General features: G+C 36.0%; 18 protein-coding genes. 6 read left to right on the forward strand and 12 right to left on the reverse strand.

All coding sequences use genetic code 11. The annotated features are described in order from the left end of the window. Nucleotides 1–44 precede the first annotated feature (44 nt). From M0051_RS03145 to M0051_RS03170, 6 genes are all read right to left on the reverse strand, one after another. Nucleotides 45–1,316 (reverse strand): adenylosuccinate synthase, encoded by a 1,272-nt coding sequence (locus M0051_RS03145; protein WP_306740083.1) that lies wholly within the window; start codon nt 1,314–1,316, stop codon nt 45–47. A gap of 248 nt (nt 1,317–1,564) precedes the next feature. Then, complete coding sequence (locus M0051_RS03150; protein ID WP_054714678.1) at nt 1,565–2,023, reverse strand: Fur family transcriptional regulator; 459 nt, start codon at nt 2,021–2,023, stop codon at nt 1,565–1,567. 101 nt (nt 2,024–2,124) lie between these two features. Beyond that, nucleotides 2,125–4,386, reverse strand: a complete 2,262-nt coding sequence (locus tag M0051_RS03155) for a bifunctional (p)ppGpp synthetase/guanosine-3',5'-bis(diphosphate) 3'-pyrophosphohydrolase (RefSeq protein WP_306740085.1) — start codon at nt 4,384–4,386, stop codon at nt 2,125–2,127. A gap of 195 nt (nt 4,387–4,581) precedes the next feature. Further along, entirely contained in the window at nt 4,582–5,886 is a 1,305-nt protein-coding gene (locus M0051_RS03160) for a pitrilysin family protein (RefSeq protein WP_306740086.1), read from the reverse strand. Nucleotides 5,887–5,888: 2 nt separating this feature from the next. After that, nucleotides 5,889–7,127 carry a pitrilysin family protein gene (locus tag M0051_RS03165; protein ID WP_306740087.1) on the reverse strand — a complete coding sequence of 413 codons (1,239 nt, stop codon included), beginning with the start codon at nt 7,125–7,127 and terminating at the stop codon, nt 5,889–5,891. After that, nucleotides 7,128–8,075: a nitronate monooxygenase family protein gene (locus M0051_RS03170; RefSeq protein WP_306740089.1), complete on the reverse strand. Its 948-nt coding sequence runs from the start codon at nt 8,073–8,075 to the stop codon at nt 7,128–7,130. It abuts the gene before it with no gap. A 341-nt stretch (nt 8,076–8,416) separates the two neighbouring features. On the opposite strand from M0051_RS03170, the gene M0051_RS03175 reads away from it, so the two are divergent. The 4 genes from M0051_RS03175 to M0051_RS03190 all read left to right on the forward strand — a co-directional run bounded on the left by M0051_RS03175 (nt 8,417) and on the right by M0051_RS03190 (nt 15,632). Next, the gene (locus tag M0051_RS03175; protein WP_306740090.1) at nt 8,417–10,192 is read left to right on the forward strand and encodes a chloride channel protein; all 1,776 of its coding nucleotides are present in this window, start codon (nt 8,417–8,419) and stop codon (nt 10,190–10,192) included. Between the two features lie 343 nt (nt 10,193–10,535). After that, nucleotides 10,536–12,311 carry a chloride channel protein gene (locus tag M0051_RS03180; protein WP_306740091.1) on the forward strand — a complete coding sequence of 592 codons (1,776 nt, stop codon included), beginning with the start codon at nt 10,536–10,538 and terminating at the stop codon, nt 12,309–12,311. A 136-nt stretch (nt 12,312–12,447) separates the two neighbouring features. Further along, nucleotides 12,448–13,458 carry a formimidoylglutamase gene (gene hutG / locus M0051_RS03185; RefSeq protein WP_306740092.1) on the forward strand — a complete coding sequence of 337 codons (1,011 nt, stop codon included), beginning with the start codon at nt 12,448–12,450 and terminating at the stop codon, nt 13,456–13,458. A 398-nt stretch (nt 13,459–13,856) separates the two neighbouring features. Then, nucleotides 13,857–15,632, forward strand: coding sequence for a chloride channel protein (locus tag M0051_RS03190; protein ID WP_306740093.1), 1,776 nt, complete (start codon nt 13,857–13,859; stop codon nt 15,630–15,632). A 72-nt stretch (nt 15,633–15,704) separates the two neighbouring features. On the opposite strand, the gene M0051_RS03195 is transcribed toward M0051_RS03190, so the two are convergent. After that, the gene (locus M0051_RS03195; protein ID WP_306740094.1) at nt 15,705–16,301 is read right to left on the reverse strand and encodes a hypothetical protein; all 597 of its coding nucleotides are present in this window, start codon (nt 16,299–16,301) and stop codon (nt 15,705–15,707) included. A 136-nt stretch (nt 16,302–16,437) separates the two neighbouring features. Further along, nucleotides 16,438–16,986 carry a hypothetical protein gene (locus tag M0051_RS03200; protein ID WP_306740095.1) on the reverse strand — a complete coding sequence of 183 codons (549 nt, stop codon included), beginning with the start codon at nt 16,984–16,986 and terminating at the stop codon, nt 16,438–16,440. A 246-nt stretch (nt 16,987–17,232) separates the two neighbouring features. Here M0051_RS03200 and glyA point away from each other — a divergent pair, with 246 nt between their 5' ends. After that, nucleotides 17,233–18,513: a serine hydroxymethyltransferase gene (glyA, locus tag M0051_RS03205; RefSeq protein ID WP_306740096.1), complete on the forward strand. Its 1,281-nt coding sequence runs from the start codon at nt 17,233–17,235 to the stop codon at nt 18,511–18,513. Nucleotides 18,514–18,715: 202 nt separating this feature from the next. After that, nucleotides 18,716–19,486 carry a sulfite exporter TauE/SafE family protein gene (locus tag M0051_RS03210; RefSeq protein WP_306740097.1) on the forward strand — a complete coding sequence of 257 codons (771 nt, stop codon included), beginning with the start codon at nt 18,716–18,718 and terminating at the stop codon, nt 19,484–19,486. A 42-nt stretch (nt 19,487–19,528) separates the two neighbouring features. Here M0051_RS03210 and M0051_RS03215 read toward each other — a convergent pair whose 3' ends face one another. The 4 genes from M0051_RS03215 to nhaD form a co-directional block, all read right to left on the reverse strand. Continuing rightward, complete coding sequence (locus tag M0051_RS03215; RefSeq protein ID WP_306740098.1) at nt 19,529–20,473, reverse strand: cell envelope integrity protein TolA; 945 nt, start codon at nt 20,471–20,473, stop codon at nt 19,529–19,531. A gap of 2 nt (nt 20,474–20,475) precedes the next feature. Continuing rightward, on the reverse strand, nt 20,476–20,868 hold the full coding sequence (locus tag M0051_RS03220) for a biopolymer transporter ExbD (protein WP_268189746.1): 393 nt from the start codon (nt 20,866–20,868) through the stop codon (nt 20,476–20,478). Nucleotides 20,869–20,873: 5 nt separating this feature from the next. Further along, the gene (locus M0051_RS03225; protein WP_306740099.1) at nt 20,874–21,584 is read right to left on the reverse strand and encodes a MotA/TolQ/ExbB proton channel family protein; all 711 of its coding nucleotides are present in this window, start codon (nt 21,582–21,584) and stop codon (nt 20,874–20,876) included. A 127-nt stretch (nt 21,585–21,711) separates the two neighbouring features. Next, nucleotides 21,712–23,100, reverse strand: a complete 1,389-nt coding sequence (gene nhaD / locus M0051_RS03230) for a sodium:proton antiporter NhaD (RefSeq protein ID WP_306740100.1) — start codon at nt 23,098–23,100, stop codon at nt 21,712–21,714. Nucleotides 23,101–23,232: the final 132 nt, after the last annotated feature.

The following is a 23,232-nucleotide window of genomic DNA, read 5'->3' on the forward strand; positions in this document are numbered from 1 at the left end:
AAAAATCTCGCCTAAAGCGAGATTTTTTGCGATATATGTTGATCTTAGTCAATCATTCTGTCTATAGTTTGTGCTCGGTTAGGACCTACCGAAACAACTTTTACAGGAACTCCTGTTTCTTTCTCAATGAAATCAATATACGCATTAAATTCTTCTGGGAATTCATTCTCATGAGTCATTGAAGTCATATCAGTTTTCCAGCCTTTAAATTCAGTGTAAACTGGTTCGATATCTTCAGTCATTTCGTAAGGAACATGTGCAACTTCCTGACCATTTACTTTGTATGAAGTACAGATTTTAACGCTTTCAAAATCATCCATAACATCTGATTTCATCATGGTTAATTCAGTAACTCCATTAATCATGATAGAATACTTCAGCGATACTAAATCTAACCAACCACAACGTCTTGGACGACCTGTAGTAGAACCGTACTCGTTACCATTGTCTCTTAATTTTTGTCCATCTTCGTCGAACAATTCAGTTGGGAATGGTCCCATACCTACACGAGTACAATAAGCTTTAAAAATACCGATAACATTACCAATTCTGTTAGGAGCAACACCTAAACCAGTACAAGCACCAGCACATACAGTGTTTGAAGATGTTACGAATGGATACGAACCAAAGTCAATATCCAATAGAGTACCTTGAGCGCCTTCAGCAAGAATTGATTTGTTCTCTTTTAATGCATCGTTTAGGAATTGTTCGCTATCGATGTGTTGGAATTCGCTAAGAACTTTAATTCCTTCGAACCATTCAGCTTCGTACTCAGCAATATCATAGTCGAACTCGTAGAATTTATCAAGCATCTGACGGTGCTTAGCTACTAAAAGTTCGTATTTTTCTTTAAAGTTACTGTTAATATCACCAACTCTTAAACCGTTTCTACCAGTTTTGTCCATATAAGTTGGGCCAATACCTTTAAGAGTAGAACCAATTTTCGATTTTCCTTTTGCAGCTTCCGAAGCAGCATCAAGAATTCTGTGAGATGGTAAAATTAAATGTGCTTTCTTCGAAATGAATAATGATTTAGACAAATCAATACCCAATCCTTTAATTCCTTCAATCTCTTTTTTAAAGATTACAGGATCAATAACAACACCATTCCCAATTACATTGATTTTATCATCACGGAAAATTCCAGAAGGTATAGTGTGTAAAACGTGTTTTATCTCGTTAAATTCTAAGGTATGTCCTGCATTTGGTCCACCCTGAAAACGGGTGATTAAATCGTACTTTGGGGTCAGTACATCCACAACTTTTCCTTTACCTTCATCTCCCCACTGGAGGCCTAAAAGCACATCAACTTTCATCTTGTCTAATAATTTGATTTTAAATCTTATAATCTAATTTACCGGACCGAATTGTTATTTTTTACGGATTTATAAAACGGCTCGGATTTGATGTTAAATCTTGAAGGATGGTCACAAGTTTTAACAGTCAAAGGTAGTAATTATTTTGATATGGCTTTGAAGAAAATTCAGCTTGTTGATAAAATGTGCAGACACAAAAAAACCTCTTGTATTAAGAGGTTTTTAGAGAAATATGATTGTTGATAAATCTAGTTGTTTTCTAGTTTTCTACATTCCTGACAAGTTCCGTAGATGTACAATGAGTGGTGTGAAACCTTGAAGTCCATATCATCAGAAACGTTTCTTCTTACATCATCAAGTCTTGTATCACAGAATTCCAATACTTTTCCACAACGAGTGCAAATTAAATGATCGTGCTTATTGCTATCATAAGCCTTTTCAAATTGAGCAATATTTTTACCAAATTGATGCTTAATTACCAACTTGCAATCTAGAAGCAAATCGATAGTATTATAAAGAGTTGCTCTACTTACACGATAATTTTTGTTTTTCATAAATATGTAAAGAGACTCAATGTCGAAATGCCCTTCTCGAGAGTATATTTCATCTAAAATAGCATATCTTTCAGGGGTTTTTCGATGTCCCTTTTTCTGAAGATATTCAGTAAACATCTTCTTAACAATTTCTTTGGTGTCCTCGTTGCTCATATCTTAAAAATAACCTAAGTGTTATCTAATCTAATTTAAAATAATGGCTCTAAAATAGTGATTTTTTTTAGAAATAAAACCTTATTTAGAATAAATTTTATCTAGGAATATTCTTCGATGTTTTCTATACGTTTCACGTTATCAAGGCCTTTGATCTTAATAAGTTTCACGATAAGATTGTTAAGGTCTTCCGTATTGTGTACGTACAGGTGGATCAGGCCTTCGAAAACTCCATCGTGACTTTCGAAGTGAAGTGATCTCATATTTACGTCATGATCTTTGGAGATAATATTGGTTACCTCGTTCACAATTCCAATCTTATCTATGCCTGAAAGCTCAATAACGGCAAGGAAAGACATTAACCTATGACTGGTCCAGTCTGCAGCTAAGATGCGATCTCCCTGACTCGACATTAGTTTTAAGGCATTCGGACATTTTCGCTTGTGAATGGTTACATTGTTGGCCATATCTAAATAACCAAGAACCTCGTCACCAGGAATAGGCTTACAGCAAGTAGCAATTTTGTAAGACTCATTGGCAGCCATTTCACTTAGCATGAAAGTTTTTTTCTTATCAATGGTTGGCTTCTCGTCTTCAATTGTTTTTTCTACAGCATTTTCTTCCTCTTTTGTTTCTTCCTTGTCGCGATCTCCAAAAAAGTTAAGTCGCCAATATTTAATAAACTTGCTGCGCGACTTTCTGCGAACAATAGCTTCTATTTCGTTAATATCGATTTTTCCCATACCAACTTTATAGAATAGCTCTTCCTTACCAGATAGCTTATAATGTTCGAGCATTTTGCGTAAGGCTTTCGCATTTAGCTGAAGTCCAACCTCTAAAAGTTGATCTTCCACCATTCTGGCACCTTTGCTGGTATATTCTTTCCTTTCTTTTTTAAAGGCAGCTTTTATTTTCGATTTGGCTTTTGCTGTAACAACAAACTCAGTCCATTCATGTTTTGGTGATTGCTTTTCAGAAGTAAGGATTTCTACCTGATCACCACTTTTTAAAACGTGGCTAAGAGGAACCAATCGGTGGTTTACCTTTGCACCAATGCATTGGTTGCCAATATCGGTATGGATTTCGTAGGCAAAATCAAGGGTAGTAGCATTTTTAGGTAAAGTTTTAATATGTCCTTTAGGTGTGAAAACCTGAATCTCCTGAGAGAACAGATTCAGTTTAAATTCATCTAAAAATGCCATTGCATCGGCTTCCGGATTATCGAGAATTTCTCTTACATCCTTTAGCCATTTATCAAGTTCCGAATCGCCTGAGCCGTTGGTATTGTATTTAGAATGAACTGCAAATCCTTTTTCTGCAATATCGTCCATTCGTTCTGTTCTAATCTGAAATTCAACCCAATTTCCTTGAGGTCCCATTGCTGTGACATGCAATGCTTCGTAGCCATTTGCTTTAGGAGTACTAACCCAATCTCTAATACGTTCCGGTTTTGGTTTATAGATATCCGTAATTAGAGAGTAAATATTCCAGCACTGATTTTTTTCAGGAATGTCTTCTTCTGGTTTAAAAACAACACGAACCGAAACCAAATCATAAATTTCCTCTACGCTAACATTCTGAGTTTGCATTTTGTTCCAGATGGAATAAATGGATCGTGGGCGATTTTTTATGGAGCAACGGATGTTATTGTCTTTAAGTTTTACCTCAATGGGGGCAATTATTTGCTCAATAAGTTTAGCTTGCTTGGCTTCCTGCTCTTTTATTTTTTCATCAATTAAGTTGTAATCATCCGGATGCTCATATTTTAAACTTAGGTTCTCAAGCTCTGTTTTTATTGTATATAAGCCCATGCGGTAAGCCAATGGAGCAAAAAGAAAAAGAGTTTCACCAGCAATCTTCATTTGTTTTCGCAATGGCATGGAATTTAAGGTTCGCATGTTGTGCAGGCGATCTGCCATTTTTATCAGAATTACACGTAAATCATCTGATAAGGTGAGAAGCATTTTTCTGAAATTTTCTGCTTGCATCGATGTTTTCTGATCGAAAACACCTTTGATTTTGGTTAATCCATCAACGATTTGAGATACTTTTTCACCAAATAGATTTTCAATATCCTCAACGGTATAATCTGTGTCTTCAACCACATCGTGAAGTAAAGCTGCAACAATTGATTTTGTGCCAAGTCCCATTTCTTTGGCAGCAATATGAGCAACTTCAATTGGATGTAATATATATGGTTCTCCTGATTTTCTTCGCACACCTCTATGAGCTTTCCAGGCAAATTGGAAAGCTTTCTCAATCATCTTACGACTCTCTTCTGTACGACTTCTTTTGCAGTCTTTTAAAAGAGCTTCATAAGCATCAAGTACTAATTGTTTATCTTTTTCGGTTTCAACGTTCATAAATAAACTTGAGTTCTCTTCTTTGTTAATTTTAGTTGTAATCTCTAAATGTAGCGAAATCTAACTATTTTTTAATGCTTTGGGAAGCTTAAAATTGTACTATTTTCTATACAAATCGTCTTTAAAATGAATTTTAAGCAAGATTGCTGATAATTTATCCTATGATTTAATCGGTTTGTTAAAAACTAAGCGTTTTTAGATTGAATTTCTGCAATTATCTGGACCACAAACTACTAATTTAAGATCTTCTTCTTGAAAATAGGTATTTGCCAGAGTTTTGATTTTTTCAGCGTCAACCGTTTTTAATTCTTTTATAAAGTTTTGATAGTAAGAGTTATCTAAGCCAAAAGGTAAGTTGCCTTTCAAGCTTTCAGAAAGAGCAAAAGGGCTATCCAGATTACGTAGCATTTCACCAGAAATGTAATTTTTAACCAAATTCAATTCTTCATCAGATACCAATTCCTCTCTTAATCTTTTAATTTCTTTGTGAATCTCATCAATTGCAGCTTTGCAAACATCACTTCCTACTTCGGTTACAATTACAAAGTGCCCTCCTTTTAAATGAGAGATAATAATGGAATTAATTCCATAAGTATAGCCTTTATCTTCACGAATGTTTTGCATCAGGCGTGAACCAAAATATCCTCCAAGAATTAAATTGAAAAGATGCAGTGTAGTGTAATCTTTATGCGTTTTGTTGAAAATAGGTCGACCTATGCGAATGCAAGCCTGAACGGCATCATCCTTACATACAAAGCTTTTGTTCTCCTCTGATAATTGGATTTCGTGTTTTGCATCAATTAAATTTTCCTTTTTTTGCCAAGCTTTCTTGCCAAACAGCTCTTCCAGTTTATCGATAACTGATTGATCAACTTTACCCGCAATGATAATTTTACAGTTATCCGGAATGTAATGCGTTTTGTAGAATTCCTTAACGGTATTGATATCTAATTTATCGAACTCTGATTCATCAAAAATATTCGAGTAAGGATGTTTTTTTCCATAGATTAAACTACTGAACTCATCTTTTGCAAGAACATTTGTTTTTTGATGCTCAATCTGAAATCGTTGTTTCTTATTCAAAAGAATGGTTTCAAATTCCTTTTGTGGGAATATGGAATCTTTAATCAGGTTTTCGGTTATCTCCAGAGTTTCCGTAAGGTATTTGTTCAAGGTGTATAAACAAACACTTGAGTCATGTTTGGCAGCTGAAAAACCAATGTAGGCTCCATAAAAATCGAACTTTTCTGCAATTTCTGCTGCATTGTATTTGTTAGTTCCCTCGTTAAGCATACTGTTGGTCATACTTGCCACGAGCGGTGAGTGTTGATACCATATTCCGGCATCAAAAATGAATTCTATTTTTAATACTTCCTGACTTCCTCCGTTAATAACATGTACCGGAATATCATTGCTCAGGGTATATTTTTTATCTCCAAGAATCTCTATACTATCAACAGTTTTAAACTCAGGAGCAGTATTTCTATATAATTTTTCCATTCCTATTTTTTTGCGTGATAATATAAAATAGAACAATTCTCTTTTCTAAAAAGTTTTGCTGACGTGTTTAATATATCATCAATGCTTACTTTACGATATTTCTCTACCTCGGTGTTGATCTCATTCGCATCGCCAAGTAGTTCGTGTGTGGCAAGATTCATAGCTTTGTTTAAGTAGCTGATTTCTGAAAATACCAGGCTCGATTCAATCTTGTTTTTAACCTTTTGCAATTCGTAATCAGTAACCTTTTCAGTAGCAATTTTATTTAGTTCTTCCCAAATAGCAGCTTCGGCTTCTTCAAACGAAACTCCTTCGCTTAATTTGCCAGTTACCAAAAATAGGCCAGGTTCAAAATCACCAGTAAGGTATGCATCAATTGAAGAGAATAAGTTTCTTTCCTTTATCAGCTTTTGAAAAATTCTTGATGATTGCCCATTGGATAAAACATCAGAAACCAAATCGGTAGAGTAAAACTCATCATCGGTTCTTTTGCCCATGTGGAAAGCCATATAAATGGCATCGAACGGAACACTACGCTCTAAATGTAAAGTTCTCAATTCGGTTTGTACTGGCTCTTCAGGTAGGTTTCGTTCAGCAATTTCCCGACGCTCAATTGGTCCGAACCATTTTTTTGCCAAGCGTTTTACATTCTCCGTTTCTACATTACCCGACACTACAAGAATTGCATTGTTTGGCGCATAGTGCTTAAAGAAAAATGCTTTGACTTCATCCAGTTGAACAGTTTCAATCTGCTCAATTGATTTTCCAATTGTTGACCATTGATATGGATGCTTTTTATATGCTAGCGGGCGCAAATGCAACCATACATCACCGTAAGGTTGGTTAAAATATCTTTGTTTAAACTCCTCAATTACAACATTTCTTTGTACTTCCAAGCTTTTCTCACTGAAAGCCAAACTCAGCATTCTGTCTGATTCTAACCAAAATGCAGTTTCCAGATTATCTTTAGGAACTGTAAGATAGTAGTTGGTTATATCGTTACTTGTCCATGCATTGTTGTCTCCGCCAACTAACTGCAAAGGCTCATCGTAATTGGGGATGTTTACAGATCCACCAAACATCAAATGCTCAAATAAATGAGCAAAACCTGTGCGTTCAGGATTTTCATCTTTTGAACCAATATTGTATAAAAGGTTAACAGCAGCCATCGGAGTGGTTTCATCCCGATGAACAATTACTCTTAATCCATTTTCAAGTGTAAATTTATCGAATTCTATCATTTAGATATTGAATTTGGCCAAGCCAGTTAATGCTTCCTTGTATTCGGATTTTATCTCACTCACAATTTCTTCCACCGATTGGATTTTGGAAATCAAGGCCGAAACTTGTCCTATTTCCAGTTCACCTTCTTCCAGGTTTCCTTCGAACATGCCTTTTTTAGCACGTCCTTTTCCTAAAAGTGCTCTCATTTCTTCTTGCGATGCGCCTCTGCATTCAGCATCATTCACCTGCTCAAAGAATTGATTTTTAACCAAGCGGGTAGGAGCCAGTTTTTTCAAGGCTAATTTTGTTCCACCTTCGCTCAATTCAATTACGGATTTTTTAAAATCAATATGTGCCGAAGATTCCTCGGATACTGCAAATCGAGTTCCCACTTGAACTCCATCGGCACCTAGAACCATTGCTGCCAACATACTTTGTCCCGAACCAATTCCACCAGCCGCTATCACAGGAAGAGTAGTAGCTTTTCTAACCGAAGGGATCAGTGCCATAGTTGTAGTTTCCTCTCTGCCATTATGTCCTCCAGCTTCAAATCCTTCCGCTACAATGGCATCAACTCCAGCGTCTTCACATTTTTTAGCAAAGAATGCACTTGATACAACATGAACAACTGTAATTCCATGCTCTTTTAAAAAAGGTGTCCATTTTTTAGGACTTCCAGCCGATGTGAAAACAATTTTCACTTCTTCTTCAATAATAATGTTCATGATTTTATCCATTTCAGGATAAAGCAATGGAACATTAACACCAAATGGTTTAGAAGTGGCAGCTTTTGCTTTTTGAATGTGCTCTTTGAAAGTTTCAGGGTGCATCGATCCTGCACCAATTAAACCAAGGCCTCCAGCATTGCTAACTGCAGAAGCCAATTTCCAACCCGAACACCACACCATTCCTCCTTGCACAAGAGGGAAATCTATTCCAAAAAGAGATTTAATTCTATTTGTCATTATATTTTAGTCTATTAGTATACAAGCAAAAAAGACACAAGAGCATTGTATTTTTCTTGTGCCTTATTAGATGAATTGTTTGATTGCAAATTTAGAAAAATTCTTGATAAGAATAAGATCTTGAAGTATGATTTTAAGCATATCAGTATTGGTTATGAAGCTTTTTATGCATTTATTCTTTAGACTAATTATAGATATTGATTTCTGATTAAATATTAGTTCGATTTGTGCAAAGGTTCTTGTTTCTTCCAATCAATATTACTTTTTTTATGCTCGAAAACATTTAGGAGGATTAACGATTATCAATCAAGTAGTTTTGCTTGGTTTTATAAATTTATCGAGTGAAGAAAAAATCATTATTAGGACGTTTTTTAGTTTGGCGCTTAAAGCATGTTAGCGATCGTCAATTTATTTCTTTTATGGCGGTGCTTATTGGCATAACATCTGGTATTGCAGCTGTAATTATTAAAAACTCGGTACATTTTATCAGTGAGTTGCTCCAAAATAATTCGTCAGATCAGTATCAGAATATCCTTTATGTAATTTATCCTACTATTGGTATTACGGTTGCCGTTTTATTCATCAAGTTTGTGATTCGACGTCCGGTTCGACACGGAATTCCAAATGTTCTATACAGCATTTCAAAGACCAATGGGCAAATTAATCGTCACAATATGTTTTCATCCATTGTTACTTCAGCATTTACCGTAGGATTTGGTGGATCTGTTGGACTAGAAGGACCAACTGTTGCAACAGGTGCAGCATTAGGCTCGAATATTGGCAGATTATTTCACCTAAACTATAAGCAAATTACTTTGTTGTTGGGATGTGCTTGTGCTGGAGCAATGGCTGCTATTTTTAAAGCTCCAATTGCTGCAATAGTTTTTGCGATGGAAGTTATCATGTTGGATCTTACCATGTGGTCTTTGGTACCACTTTTATTAGCTTCAGCTTCGGCAGTATTAACATCTTATTTCTTTTTGGGAATGGATGTTTTATATCCATTCGAAGTTGAAAATGGTTTTGAAATGAGGGATTTGCCTTATTATATTTTGTTGGGTGTTTTTACGGGCTTGGTTGCTACTTATTTTACAAAATCATACATGTTTATTCATGGTGTTTTTGAAAAAATAGATAATGTTTATAAAAAGTTATTGTTCGGAGCATTGTTTCTTGGGGTAATTATTTTCTTTTTTCCATCATTGTTCGGAGAAGGGTATCATGCAATAAATGCATGTCTTTCGGGCGATTATTCATATCTCTACAACAACTCATTTTTCTATGCCTTGCAAGATAACTTTTGGGTGTTTGTTGCTTTAATGGCAATGGTCATATTCTTTAAGGTTATTGCAGCTTCAATCACCTTTGGAGCTGGTGGAGTAGGTGGTATTTTTGCACCAACTTTGTTTATGGGCGTAAACTCGGGAGTTCTGTTCGCAAAAGTTGTTGGCTATTTTGGCTTAAGAGATTTGCCAGTAAATAACTTTGCCTTGATAGGAATGGCAGGTATGATTGCCGGTGTATTGCATGCTCCATTAACAGGGCTTTTCTTGATTGCAGATATTTCTGGAGGTTATCAGCTCTTTGTTCCCTTAATGATTACAGCTACCATTTCTTATGCAACGGTTAAAACTTTTGAGCCTCATTCGGTTTATACCATTCAGCTAGCCAAGAGAAAAGAATTAATGACTCATGATAAGGACAAGAATGTACTTTCCCTTATGCGAGTTACCAAACTGATTGAGAAGAATTTTAGTACCGTCAATTCCGCAGCTACTCTTGGTGATTTGGTTAAAATTATAGCAAAAGCACAACGTAACATCTTTATTGTAATTGATGATGAAAACAATTTCGAGGGAATTGTAAAAATGGACGACATTCGTGAAATCATGTTCCAACCAGAGAAATATGATAGTGTTTTTGTTCGAGATTTAATGGTTGTTCCGCAAGTAGTAATTCAGCATGATGAATCAATGGCTGATGTTGCCAGAAAATATCAATATTCCGATAAGTTTAATTTGGTGGTTTTAAAAGATGGCAAGTACTGTGGTTGTGTATCTCGTGCTCAAATATTTTCAACTTACCGTCGAATGTTGAAGCACTTCTCAGAAGATTAGGTAATAGAGAATATAAAAATGATTCAAAATTTATTAGAAAATAAGCAGTGGATTTCTTGCTTATTACTCTATTTCAGTTGGTTATATGTTTTTGTGAAAACTTTTTAAAAAATCTTGTGAAAAGGGTTTATCCTTCTCAATTATCTATTACTTTTGCAGTCACTTTTTCAGATTTGTTAATACAAATGATTTGTATAACAGATAAGAGAATCAGATGAGTACGTCTTTTATTGTGAGTTGCTAAACTTTTTTATGTATTCATCTCAAAGGCCGCCTGACTTACGCAGCCATCCGACCTTTTTTAATTTATGTAAGTTGAATAAGATAATCTTGATACGGAGCAATGAAGAATAAGAGTTTGCTTTCTCGATTTTTAATTTGGAGAGTAAAAAACATTAAGGAGCGACAGTTCGTTTTAATTTTGAGTTTTTTGGTTGGAGTAGTGAGTGGTTTGGCTGCCCTTGTACTCAAAAATACAATCCATTTTACACACCATTTTCTAACTCATCGTTTGCATGTAGAATCTGCCAACTTGTTGTATTTGGCATACCCTGCTGTTGGTATATTGTTAACTGTACTGTTTGTAAAGTTCTTTGTGAAGGATAACATTGGCCACGGGGTATCAAGGATATTATATGCCATTTCGAAAAAGAATTCACTAATAAAATCACATAACAACTATTCCTCTGTACTGGCAAGTACATTAACCATTGGTTTTGGTGGATCGGTGGGAGCAGAGGCTCCGGTAGTATTAACTGGTGCATCAATTGGATCGAATCTTGGAAGAATGTTCCACATGAACCAGAAAATTATTACGCTAATGGTTGGATGTGGTGCAGCAGGAGCGATTGGAGGAATCTTTAAAGCGCCAATGGCCGGAATGGTATTTACATTGGAAGTTTTGATGCTGGATTTGACCATGGCATCCTTAATACCGCTACTCATTTCATCAATTACAGGGGCTAGTATTGCTTATTTCTTTATGGGAAAAGGTGTTTTACTTTCCTATGATGTAACAGAGCCGTTCATAATTGGTAACTTCCCATATTACATTCTTTTAGGAGTGTTTGCAGGCCTTGTTTCGCTTTATTTCACTCGATTTTCAATGTATTTGGAAGGTCAGTTTGATAAAATTACCAATTGTTACCGAAAAATGATGGTTGGAGGTATTTTACTGGGAATCTTGATTTTCTTGTTTCCTCCATTGTATGGTGAAGGTTATACTACCATCCAGGCTTTGTTAGATGGAAATCATACCCATTTGGTAAACAATAGTATCTTCTATTTTTTAAAAGATAACTATTGGTTGTTGTTGGGGTATGTTGTATTGATTTTAGGATTTAAAGTGATCGCATCAACAGTTACCACAGGTAGTGGCGGTGTTGGAGGAATATTTGCCCCTTCGTTGTTTCTTGGTGGAGTTTCAGGTTTTTTTGTAGCTCGATTCATTAACGGTTTCAATTTTATCAAATTATCAGAAAGTAATTTCACTTTAATTGGAATGGCAGGAATGATGGCTGGTGTTATGCATGCTCCCTTAACTGCAATATTCCTGATTGTTGAAATTACAGGAGGATATGAATTGTTTATCCCAATCATGATTACAGCAACAATTGCTTACTTGACCATCATGTATTTCGAACCACATTCAATCTACACCAAACGTTTGGCCAGACGAGGTGAATTGATTACTCATAATAAGGATAAAGCTGTTCTTACCTTAATGAAGTTGGGTAAGGTAATTGAGACTGACTTGAAAAAGGTAAGTCCTGATGCCACGTTGGGGGAGTTGGTGAAAATTATTTCGCACTCGCAGCGAAATATTTTTCCTGTGGTAGATGAAGATGATAAGCTATTGGGAATTGTTCTTTTGGACGATATTCGACATATCATGTTTAATCCAGAGATGTACGATGAAACCTATGTAAGAAACTTAATGATAATGCCACCTGCAATACTGGATGCCAATGCTCCAATGGAGAAAGTGATGAGGAGATTTGAAGAAACAGGAGCATGGAATCTACCGGTTACGCAGGATGAAAAATATTTGGGATTTGTATCCAAAGCTAAAATCTTCAATGTTTACCGAAGAGTTTTGGTACACTTTTCAGATGAATAGTAGTTTTATTTTAGATTAGTTTAGGTTAGATGAAAGCTTGCTCGATTATGAGCAAGCTTTTTTCTTGATTTTGATGCTTGGGATTTGATTGTTGGACTTTGATATTACTTACCTTTGCACCAATAAACTATTAATCATGAACAACAAACATTATAAAACCATCGATCCAAATATTTGGAAGGGAAGGATAGATGATGAGGAGGATTACGATGCTTTTCGTTGGCATCAAATTGTAAAACCCATAGACTTATTTAATTCGTATGAGAGAACTTTAAATGGCTTTGGTTTATTGGGTTTTTGTTGCGACAAAGGAGTGCAAAGAAACCTTGGTAGAAAAGGAACTTCAAAAGCTCCCAACAGTATCCGAAAAGAAATGGCAAATCTACCTTGTTCTTTTCCACAGGGCACTAATATTTACGATTGTGGGAATATTGTAAGCAATGGAGTCGAATTGGAAGAGGTACAAAGTATATTATCCGAGGCTGTCTACAGAATCTTAAAAATGGGACTGTTTCCATTGATTTTAGGTGGAGGACACGAAATTGCCTATGGCCATTATTTGGGAATTGAAAGATATTTGGCAGAGCAAGAGAATCAGGAGTTAGGAATATTCAATTTGGATGCTCATTTCGATATGCGTCCATACCAAAAGGGTGCAAGTTCGGGAACCATGTTTGCACAGATTGCTGATCGCTGTAAAGAGAATGGAAAAGATTTTCGTTACATGGTTGCCGGGATCCAACAATATGGGAATACGGTTAGTTTGTTTAAAAAAGCTGATGATTTAGGAGTAAAATACCTAATGGCCAAAGACATTTCCAATGACAGCATGTTTGCGGTAGGACAAGATATTGTTCGATTTACCAAGAAGCAAAGAAAAATTTACATGACACTTTGTTCGGATGTAATATCATCGGCCTATGCACCGGGAGTAAGTGCACCACAGCCTTTTGGATTACATCCCGAAATTATTGTGAAACTCATTAAAACTGTTATTCAATCAGGAAAGGTAATTAGTTTCGATATTGCTGAAGTATCGCCTCGATTTGATGAGGACAATCGTACCTCGAAATTGGCTGCAATTATCATTTTTGCAGTTATCAACTCGGTGGTTGAGTTTGGTTCTGCTTCGGATTGTATTTGTTAAGAATTAGAAGAGGCTAGTTTTTAAAATAGCCTCTTATTTTTTAATATTAAGTAATTATCATTTGATAAAAGCAAAATGATATTTTGATGCATTATCATTTAATGAAAGCTTAAAAGCTTGTCTTTTTACTCTTTCATCGTTTAATGGAAGCTCGAAAGATTGTCCTTTTGTTCTTTCATCATTTAATGAAAGCCCGAAAGATTGACCTTTTGTTCTTTCATCATTTAATGAAGGAAATGTTATTGTAAGGCGCAACTTTGAAATAAGTAAACCTGATATAGAATCACTGTAGTTACTAGTAAAAATGTAACAGTTCAAAATTTTAGGAGGATTTCTTATCTCTCTTTCATATTACCACTCAAATGGTTAAATTAGGAGCTATAACCCAATTTAACCCTATGGCACGAACCACCCGCTGGCGCCGATTTTTAATCTGGCGACTAAGACATATCAACAATCAAAACTTCATGTTAATATTAAGTGTTTTTGTTGGAGTTGCCTCAGGCATGACTGCTTTGATATTGAAAACGGCAGTTTATCGTGGAAGAGAGTTTTTGTTGGAAGGGATTGATTGGGCCTATCAGAATTACTTGTTTTTCCTTTATCCTATGATTGGTGTGGGCTTGACATTGTTATTTAAAAAATTCATTATTCGAGATTTTGTCAAGCACAATATTACAGCTTTACTACAAGCCATATCAAAGCGAAATAGTATTGTAAAGTTCCATAAAACTTATTCTTCTGTCATTGGGTCTATTATAACTGCTGGTTTTGGGGGGAGTATCGGGCTGGAGTCGCCCATCATTTCGTCGGGAGCGGCAATTGGTTCCAATATGGCTCGTAATTTTCATTTGAATTATAAAGAAATAACGGTAATGCTGGCTTGTGGAGCTTCGGGTGCCATTGCGGCAATTTTTAATACGCCCATTGCAGCCATTGTGTTTGCGTTGGAGGTTTTGCTTATCGATTTGTCACGTTTTTCTCTCATTCCTTTGTTGATGGCATCGGTGAGTGGAGCCATTACTACCAAGCTGTTTTTGGATGAGGATATTTTAATCGAGTTTGCCATTACTCATCCTTTTGAGTCTAGCGATATTCCTTTTTTTATTCTGTTAGGGATTCTTTCCGGTTTGATATCGGTTTATTTTACTCGTGTATATCTATGGATTGAAAATAAATTCGAGAATATTAAAAAGCTAAGGAATCGCATGCTTATTGGTGGATTCATTCTGGGAGTGCTGATTTTTTATTTTCCAGCCTTGTATGGTGAGGGTTACAATATGGTAAAGGCACTGATAGGTGGTCGTTTGGATGAAGTATTTCAATCCAGCCTATTCGAGAATTATACTCAGGTATGGTATATGGTTGTAATATTTATTGGCGGCATGGTATTTCTGAAAGTAGTAGCAACATCTATTACTTTGGGAGCAGGAGGAATAGGTGGAATTTTTGCGCCATCCGCTTTTACGGGGGCTATGCTGGGATTCCTATTTGTATACATTTACAATCACTTTAATTTAGGACCTCCCTTGGCTGAAAGTAATTTTACTCTTGTTGGTATGGCCAGTGTATTGGGGGGCGTGTTGCATGCTCCTTTAACAGGAATTTTCCTGATTGCAGAGATTACCAGTGGTTACGAGTTGATTGTGCCTCTGATGTTGTCTACTACTATATCGTTTATTACGGTAAAGAGCTTGCAAAAAGAATCGATTGTTACAACTCAATTGGCCAAAAGAGGAGAGTTGATTACTCACAACAAGGATAGGGCAGTGCTTACTTTTATGCAGTTATCGAAAGTAATAGAGAAGGATTTGAAAAGCATAAACGAGGATGCTACACTCGAGGATTTAATCCAGGTGATATCAAAATCGAAAAGGAATATATATCCGGTGCTAACCGAAGAAGGTTATTTAATTGGTGTTGTGTTATTGGATGATGTACGAGAAATCATGTTTGATAAAGAGATGTATGATACACCCATAAGTAATGTAATGATTATGCCACCTGCCTCCATTTCTTACAAAGATCCTATGGAGATGGTTTTAAAGAAATTTACAGAAACAGGAGCGTGGAATTTGCCTGTAATTGATGAAGGAAAATACATAGGTTTTGTATCCAAGTCGAAGTTGTTCTCGGCTTATCGTCAGCATTTGGTTAAGATTACGGCGGATTAGTAGTATATAAAAAAGCCTGACAAAATGAATTGTCAGGCTGTGTTTGAAAGGTATTAATAAATATGGATAGCATTACAAATCTATTGCCTTGTTATGCATTCCATTGTGTTTGCGATAAATTGAATCTCTTTTCTGATAGTATTCTCTTCTTTGTTCCAGAAAATCATTTCTTAACGAATCCAGTTCTCTTTGCATTTTACTATTGTATTCTTGTCTGAATTGTCTTCTGTTTTTCATCATCTCTTCCAGTTCTTTAAAAAAGTCATTTCGACTCGAATCAGCTTGATGAAAGTTTCTGCGAAACATCTTTGAATCGAAGAAATCATCGTTAAAAAAATCGTCAGAAAAGAATGGATGTTTGTTATTTTTTTGTCTCAAGCTATCCGGACCAAAGAAACGACTCAGTTGTTCTTGCATTCTTTTTTGCATTCTACTCATATCCATTTTGTTAAAAAATGCAGAGTCATTAAAGAAATGGTGCGTACTATCTGAAGACCAAGTATTAACATAGGTTGAATCATAACGAATAAGGTTTCCATCTTCGTCGTATTCTTTGTTTACTTTAATGTCTTTTTTAGGTAGGTTTTTGTTTTCAGTATTTTGTCCAAAGGCCGTAAAAGTAAGTAGCAAAATACCAATTGAAAATAAAATTTTGTTTATGCTCTTCATAATTAAAAGGACTAATGGTTTTGCCCAATAAAATTACAAAACATCTGTATTTGCTGCGAGTTAAAATATTTTAAAAAGTATTAAAAAAGCTGCCTCAAATGAGACAGCTTCTAAAGATTATTAGAATTTAAAAGAACTATTTCATGTGTTTTAAATTGACTGCATACATGATAACAAACAGGGCTGTTATAATAGCGCCTATCATTGTCATTCCCATCATGGCATTAAAATCGATTAATGCAAGAGGAACTAACAACCAAAATACATTTGCAAAAGTATAAAGGTAAAATCCATTCTTTTTTAGCTTGAACATCATGAATACACCTAGTAAACTAAGAATGGCAAACAAGCAATTAGCACCTGTAATCATTTCCAGGTTTTTCGAAAGAGCTTCTAATTGAATCAGGCTGTTTTCAGTCATGCTGTAAAAGAAACCTGATTCTACTCCAGCTTCTTCAAGTTGTTCAAGACCTTTAGTAGCTTGTTCTACTTTTTGAGGATAAGTACTCTCGAAAGTAAAATAAGTATAAAGAGAATTGATAAGGCCCAAACCACCACTACCAATAAAGCTGATAAGTACAAAAAATATTATTCTGTTATTAGATTTTGTAGGTTTCTTCCCCGTTGAGTATATGCTTTTACATGATATCTGAGAACAATGCTGTGATTGATACAAATTTATCATTGTTTTCGCTGTATGTTCTAGAAATGTTCATTTACAATTTAAATAAGCACAAAATAATTTTTTTAATATCCCGATTTGTCTAATTTTGAACCTGCACTTTAAGGAGAGGATAAATGATATGAATCTTGCGGTGCATCATCTTTTCAAGGGGGAACAAAATTCGGTAAACATGGGATTTTCGACCCTTTAAAACACTAACAAAACATTAAATTAATCCGATTAAAATCGGGGAAAAGACAAACAACAATGGAAAGAGATAGACAAATTTTCGACCTAATTGATCAAGAATACCTACGTCAGAAAAATGGTATTGAGTTGATTGCTTCTGAAAACTTTGTGAGCCAGCAAGTAATGGACGCAATGGGATCGTGCCTTACTAACAAATACGCTGAAGGTTATCCAGGAAAGCGTTACTACGGTGGTTGTCAGATTGTAGATCAAACTGAACAATTGGCAATTGACAGAGCATGTGAACTTTTCGGTGCTGAGTATGCTAACGTTCAGCCTCACTCAGGTGCTCAAGCTAATGCTGCTGTATTTTATGCATGTATGAAACCAGGTGATACATTTCTAGGTTTAGATTTGGCTCATGGTGGTCACTTATCTCACGGTTCTCCTGTAAACTTATCAGGTAACCTATACAATCCAATAGCTTACCACGTAAAAGAAGATACCGGAATGGTTGATTACGACGAGGTAGAAAAATTGGCTTTAGAGCACAATCCTAAGATGATTGTTGCTGGTGCGTCTGCTTATTCTCGTGACTGGGACTTCCCACGTTTGAGAGAGATTGCAGATAAAGTTGGTGCAATTTTGATGGCTGATATCGCTCACCCTGCAGGTTTAATTGCTAAAGGATTGTTGAGCAACCCTGTTCCTCACTGTCACGTTTGTACAACTACTACTCACAAAACACTTCGTGGACCTCGTGGTGGTTTGATTATCGTAGGAAAAGATTTCCCAAATCCATTTGGAGCTAAAACTCCAAAAGGAGAGACCAAGATGATGTCTGCAGTATTGGATTTCGCAGTATTCCCAGGACAGCAAGGTGGTCCATTGGAGCACGTAATCGCTGCTAAAGCTGTAGCTTTCGGTGAAGCTTTAACTGATTCTTACAAGGAGTATGCTATCCAAATGCAAAAGAATGCTAAAGTAATGGCAGAAGAATTTGTAAAATTAGGATACAAGGTAATCTCTGGTGGTACTGATAACCACTCTATGTTGATCGACCTTCGTTCGAAGTTCCCTGAAATTACAGGTAAGAAAGTTGAAAATGTATTGGTACAAGCTGATATCACAATCAACAAGAACATGGTTCCATTCGATTCACGTTCTCCTTTCTCAACTTCAGGTTTACGTGTTGGTACTCCAGCAATTACAACTCGTGGTTTAAAAGAGGAGCACATGCCAGTAATCGTTCAAATGATTGATGAGGTGATCTCTAACATTGATAATGAAGAAGTAATTGCTTCAGTGCGTACTCGCGTAAACGAAATGATGTGTGAGCGTCCAATGTTTGCTTGGTAGTAAGATTATACCAAAAATATATGGAGGGAAGGACTAAGGTTCTTCCCTTTTTTTTGTATTCTAAACTGCTGTAGAATTATATCAATTGTGGCATACTCTGTAAAAAGAAATCCTAACTCATTCACCTACTATTTGTTTCATTTTGTTTTAGAGCATATCCTATCTCGATAATTAACTGTAGTTTAGTGCAAAATTATTTATTATGGAATGGTATTATTATTTATTGGTTGTTCTTGTAGGAGTTTTTGCAGGATTTTTAAATACTTTGGCAGGTAGCGGATCGATTATAAGTTTGGCTATGTTGATGTTTATGGGATTACCGGCTAATGTTGCCAATGGAACCAATAGAATTGCCATTCTGATGCAGAATATTGTTGGCGTAAGTAGTTTCAAGAAGCAGAAGGTATTTACTTTTAAGGAAGGAATATGGTTGGCTATGCCAGCAATTATAGGTTCAGTAATAGGAGCCAGTTTAGCAGTTGAAATCAATGAAGAAATGATGGAGAAAACCATTGGTGGTTTATTGGTATTTCTCTTTTTTATTGTCCTTTATAAACCTGATGCTTGGGTTAAAGGTCAGGCAGGATTGGTTCGTTCTAAGCCAAGTGTCTGGCAAATTATAATCTTCTTTTTTATTGGATTATATGGAGGGTTTATTCAAGCAGGAGTAGGTTTTTTCCTATTGGCAGGCTTGGTATTGGGAGCAGGATTCGATCTGGTAAAAGCAAATGCCATTAAAGTATTTATTGTTCTTCTTTATACTCCTTTTGCCATAGGTGTGTTTGTTATGAATGGACAAATCGATTATAAGATTGGCTTTATCTTAGCTGCAGGTAATATGATTGGTGCATATATAGCGGCTAATTTTGCAGTAAGTTGGGGAGCCAAATTTGTTCGATATATTTTATTAGGTGTTATTATCTTCGCTTCCCTTAAGTTTTTGGGTGTGTACGAGATGATTGGATTGATTTAACAGCTATCAGCTATCAGTTGTGCAAAGTAATAAAGCGCACACTTAATTCAATTGGAAATGATAAGTTATGGTTCCCTTCTGGTATGCAGGAGCACTGTTATCAGAATTGAATTTGGCCTTTAGAGCAGCTTTTTTCGCAGCTTCGAATAGGGTAGCGTTACTAGTGGTTGAACCAGGCCTTCCTGGAAGTGCACTAACAACTTTTCCGTTCTTGTCTACAGTAATCTCTACAACAACTTTTCCACCCTCTTGCAGGTTGGTTTGAGGTTTTGGTATTGATAATGAATTACGTCCTTGCAAATCGTATGAAACGCCTTTGCTTCCCAGGCCTGTTCCACTGTAATTGTCAGAATCGGGCGATCCTGTAGGTTTCCCCTGATTCCCACTTCCAGATGTTACACCTTGAGATGAATTGGAAGAAGTTCCCTGACCAAAAACATTTTTAGCTCGATTGTTAATGGCATCAATTTTTGCCTGACGTTCGGCAGCTTCACGTTTTTTTCTTTCAATTTCTTCCTGGCGTTTTCTTTCCGCTTCAGCTTCTTGTTGTTTACGGATTTCTTCCTGTCTTTTTTTCTCGGCTTCTATTTTAGCTAATCTATCTCTTTCAGCTTTTGCCTTTCTTGCTTTTTCGTCAGCTGCTTTTTTCTTTGCAATTTCTTCAGCTGATGGCAACTCAGGAGCATCCTCAGTATCCTGAGTCAATACTTTTTCTTGAGCGGAGCTAGGCTCTGGTTCTGTTTTTGCAGATGCTGATTTAGGTACTGTGACAGGATTGGCAGCAGCAACTTTTTTCTGAGCTTTAGAAGGTGCAAGAGCTCTACTTCCTACACCTTGGTTCGAGTTTCCAAAATTCACGAGAATCCCTTCTTCTTCAGGAAGTGGGAGGGGAGTTCGAAACCCCAGAAAATACAATAACACGATTAATCCAATGTGGAAAAACAGTGTGCCAGCAAATCCTATTCTCTTGTTTTTGGATTCTTCCATATCTATTTCGCTCGTGTTGCCAATATCAATTTGTACTTATTGTCCTTCGCAATATTCATCACTTTTACCACCTGTTCCATTGGAACCGATTTATCTACGTGAAGTGATATAGTTGGATCTTCCTCTCTCGCCAGTTTTCTTTGCAATTTGTATTCCAATTGTGAAAAAGGTACAGGAGTTGTTTCAAGATAAAAGTTGAAATTTTTATCAATCGAAACTGTAGTTATTGGCTTAGCAGCAGTTTGGTTACTGCTTTTAGGTAACAGCAATTTTAATGCATTCGGACTAATTAATGTTGATGTTACCATGAAGAAAATTAGTAACAAAAACACAATATCAGTCATGGAAGACATGCTGAAAGCTGCACTTACTTTATTTCTTGTTTTTAGAGCCATACTTTTTACTTGATTGGTTCATTCAGTAAATCCATGAATTCTGTAGTTGTAGCTTCCATGTTGAAAACCACCTTTTCAACCTTGGCCACCAAAATATTGTAGGCAAAGTAGGCAATAATACCAACTGTAAGACCTGCAACAGTAGTTACCATAGCTTGGTAAATACCGCTCGATAGCAAACCAACATCAATATTGTTCCCTGCATTCGACATGTCGTAAAATGCCTGAATCATACCCATTACGGTTCCAAGGAATCCAATCATAGGTGCAGCACCGGCAACTGTTGCCAAAGTAGGTAGGTTTTTCTCTAGTTTTGATACTTCAAGATTACCAATATTTTCGATTGCTGCGTTTACATCGTTTAATGGACGACCAATACGTTTAATTCCTTTCGAAATCATTCTAGATACAGGAGTATCTTTGCTTTGACATAAGGATAAAGCTGAATCGATTTTCCCTTCATGAATGTAATCGCGGATTCGATTCATAAAGTTTGAATCTTCTTTTGTTGCTTTTCGGATCGCAAAATATCGTTCTAAGAAAATGTACATTGCAATTACCGATAGGGCAAAAATTGGAATCATGATCCAGCCACCTTTAAAGGCCAAATCAACAAAATTCAGAGTTATTTCTGTTGCTTCGGCTCCTTGTTCTTCAATTGGTAGTTCATTTTGAGCCATTTCTTGTACACCTGCAATAAGTGATAGATAATTCATATGCTATGTTTTCTAGTTTAATCTGATACATAAAAAAACGAGATATAATACGGAATATTATATCTCGCTAAATTAATATTATTGATTTTATTCCCCTATAGAAATTGAGGGAAATTGAATCTTTATTCTAATGCAATAGAATTGCTTGTAAATAGTACACTCCAGCACCAGCTAAATAGCCGATGAATGCAAGAAGTGTAATCTTCTTTAAGTACCAGATAAAATCGATTTTTTCCATACCCATTGCAGCAACACCAGCAGCAGATCCAATGATCAACATAGATCCACCTGTACCAGCACAATATGCAAGGAATTCCCAGAATAAACCATCTTGAACGAAGTTTGCAGCATAACCAACAGCTTCTGCGCCTTCGATAGGATACATTCCCATTGCAGCAGCAACCAATGGTACGTTATCCACAATTGATGAAAGAACACCAATAATAAGGTTGATGATATAGATATCGTGAACATTCTTATCCAGCCATGATGCTAAAATATCGAGGTGACCTGCAGATTGTAGACTTGATACGGCAGTAAGTATACCTAGAAAGAACAATACAGTAGGAACGTCAACTTTTTTCAAAATTCCGGTAACATTTAAACGGCTTTTGAATTCATGTTCTTTGTTACGGTGCATAATTTCAGTAACAACCCACATTAAACCTAAACCGAATAACATTCCCAAGTATGGAGGCAAATGAGTAACTGTTTTAAATACAGGAACAAAAAGTAACGATGCAACACCTAAACAAAGAATGGATACTCTTTCCTTATGGCTTGTATACTCTTGCTCCTCACCTTCAGAAAGTGCAGGACGAGTAACATTTCCTTTCAGGTATGTACTTACAATAATCAATGGAACAAGCATTGTAAATAAACTAGGAACAATTACACGAGTAATGATATTGATTGTTGTAACCTGACCACCAATCCAAAGCATAATGGTAGTTACGTCACCAATTGGAGACCATGCACCACCGGCATTTGCAGCCAATACAACCATTGAAGCAAAGAACCAACGATCTTTTTGGTCGTCAATTAATTTACGGATTAATGCTACAATAACAATTGTAGTAGTTAAGTTATCAAGAGCAGCAGACATGAAGAAAGTTAAAACACTTAATACCCAAAGCAATTTTACTTTGTTGGTAGTTTTAATCTTGTCGGTAATGATTTTAAAGCCTTGGTGTTGGTCTACGATTTCGACAATTGTCATGGCTCCCAAAAGGAAGAAGAGAATTGTGGAAATTTCAGACAGATGGTGAAGAACTTCATGATGAGTTATGAAGTCTAGCATTCCATGTGCATTATCCATTCCTGGATTATGCGCTACGTATTCATTCCAAGCTCTACTTACTCCCGATGAAAGGATATCAACTCCGCCAAATACGTAAATAGTCCAAGTTAACACCCCGATTAAAAGTGCGGATGCTGCTTTGTCAATTTTTAGTGGATGTTCAAGGGCAATTGCTGTATAACCCAGAACAAATACCACAACCATTAATACAAACATAATAATTGATTATTTTAGGTGATTTAAATTTTTTAGATACTTAAACTGCTAATATACTAATATTTGTTTTCCAAAATCAGTTAGCAATTAAAGAAAAAAATCGAGAATTATTAATGCTGCAGAACATTGAGG

This window comes from Marinifilum sp. D714 (genome assembly GCF_030851345.1).
In the GTDB taxonomy this organism is placed as follows: Bacteria; Bacteroidota; Bacteroidia; order Bacteroidales; family Marinifilaceae; genus Marinifilum.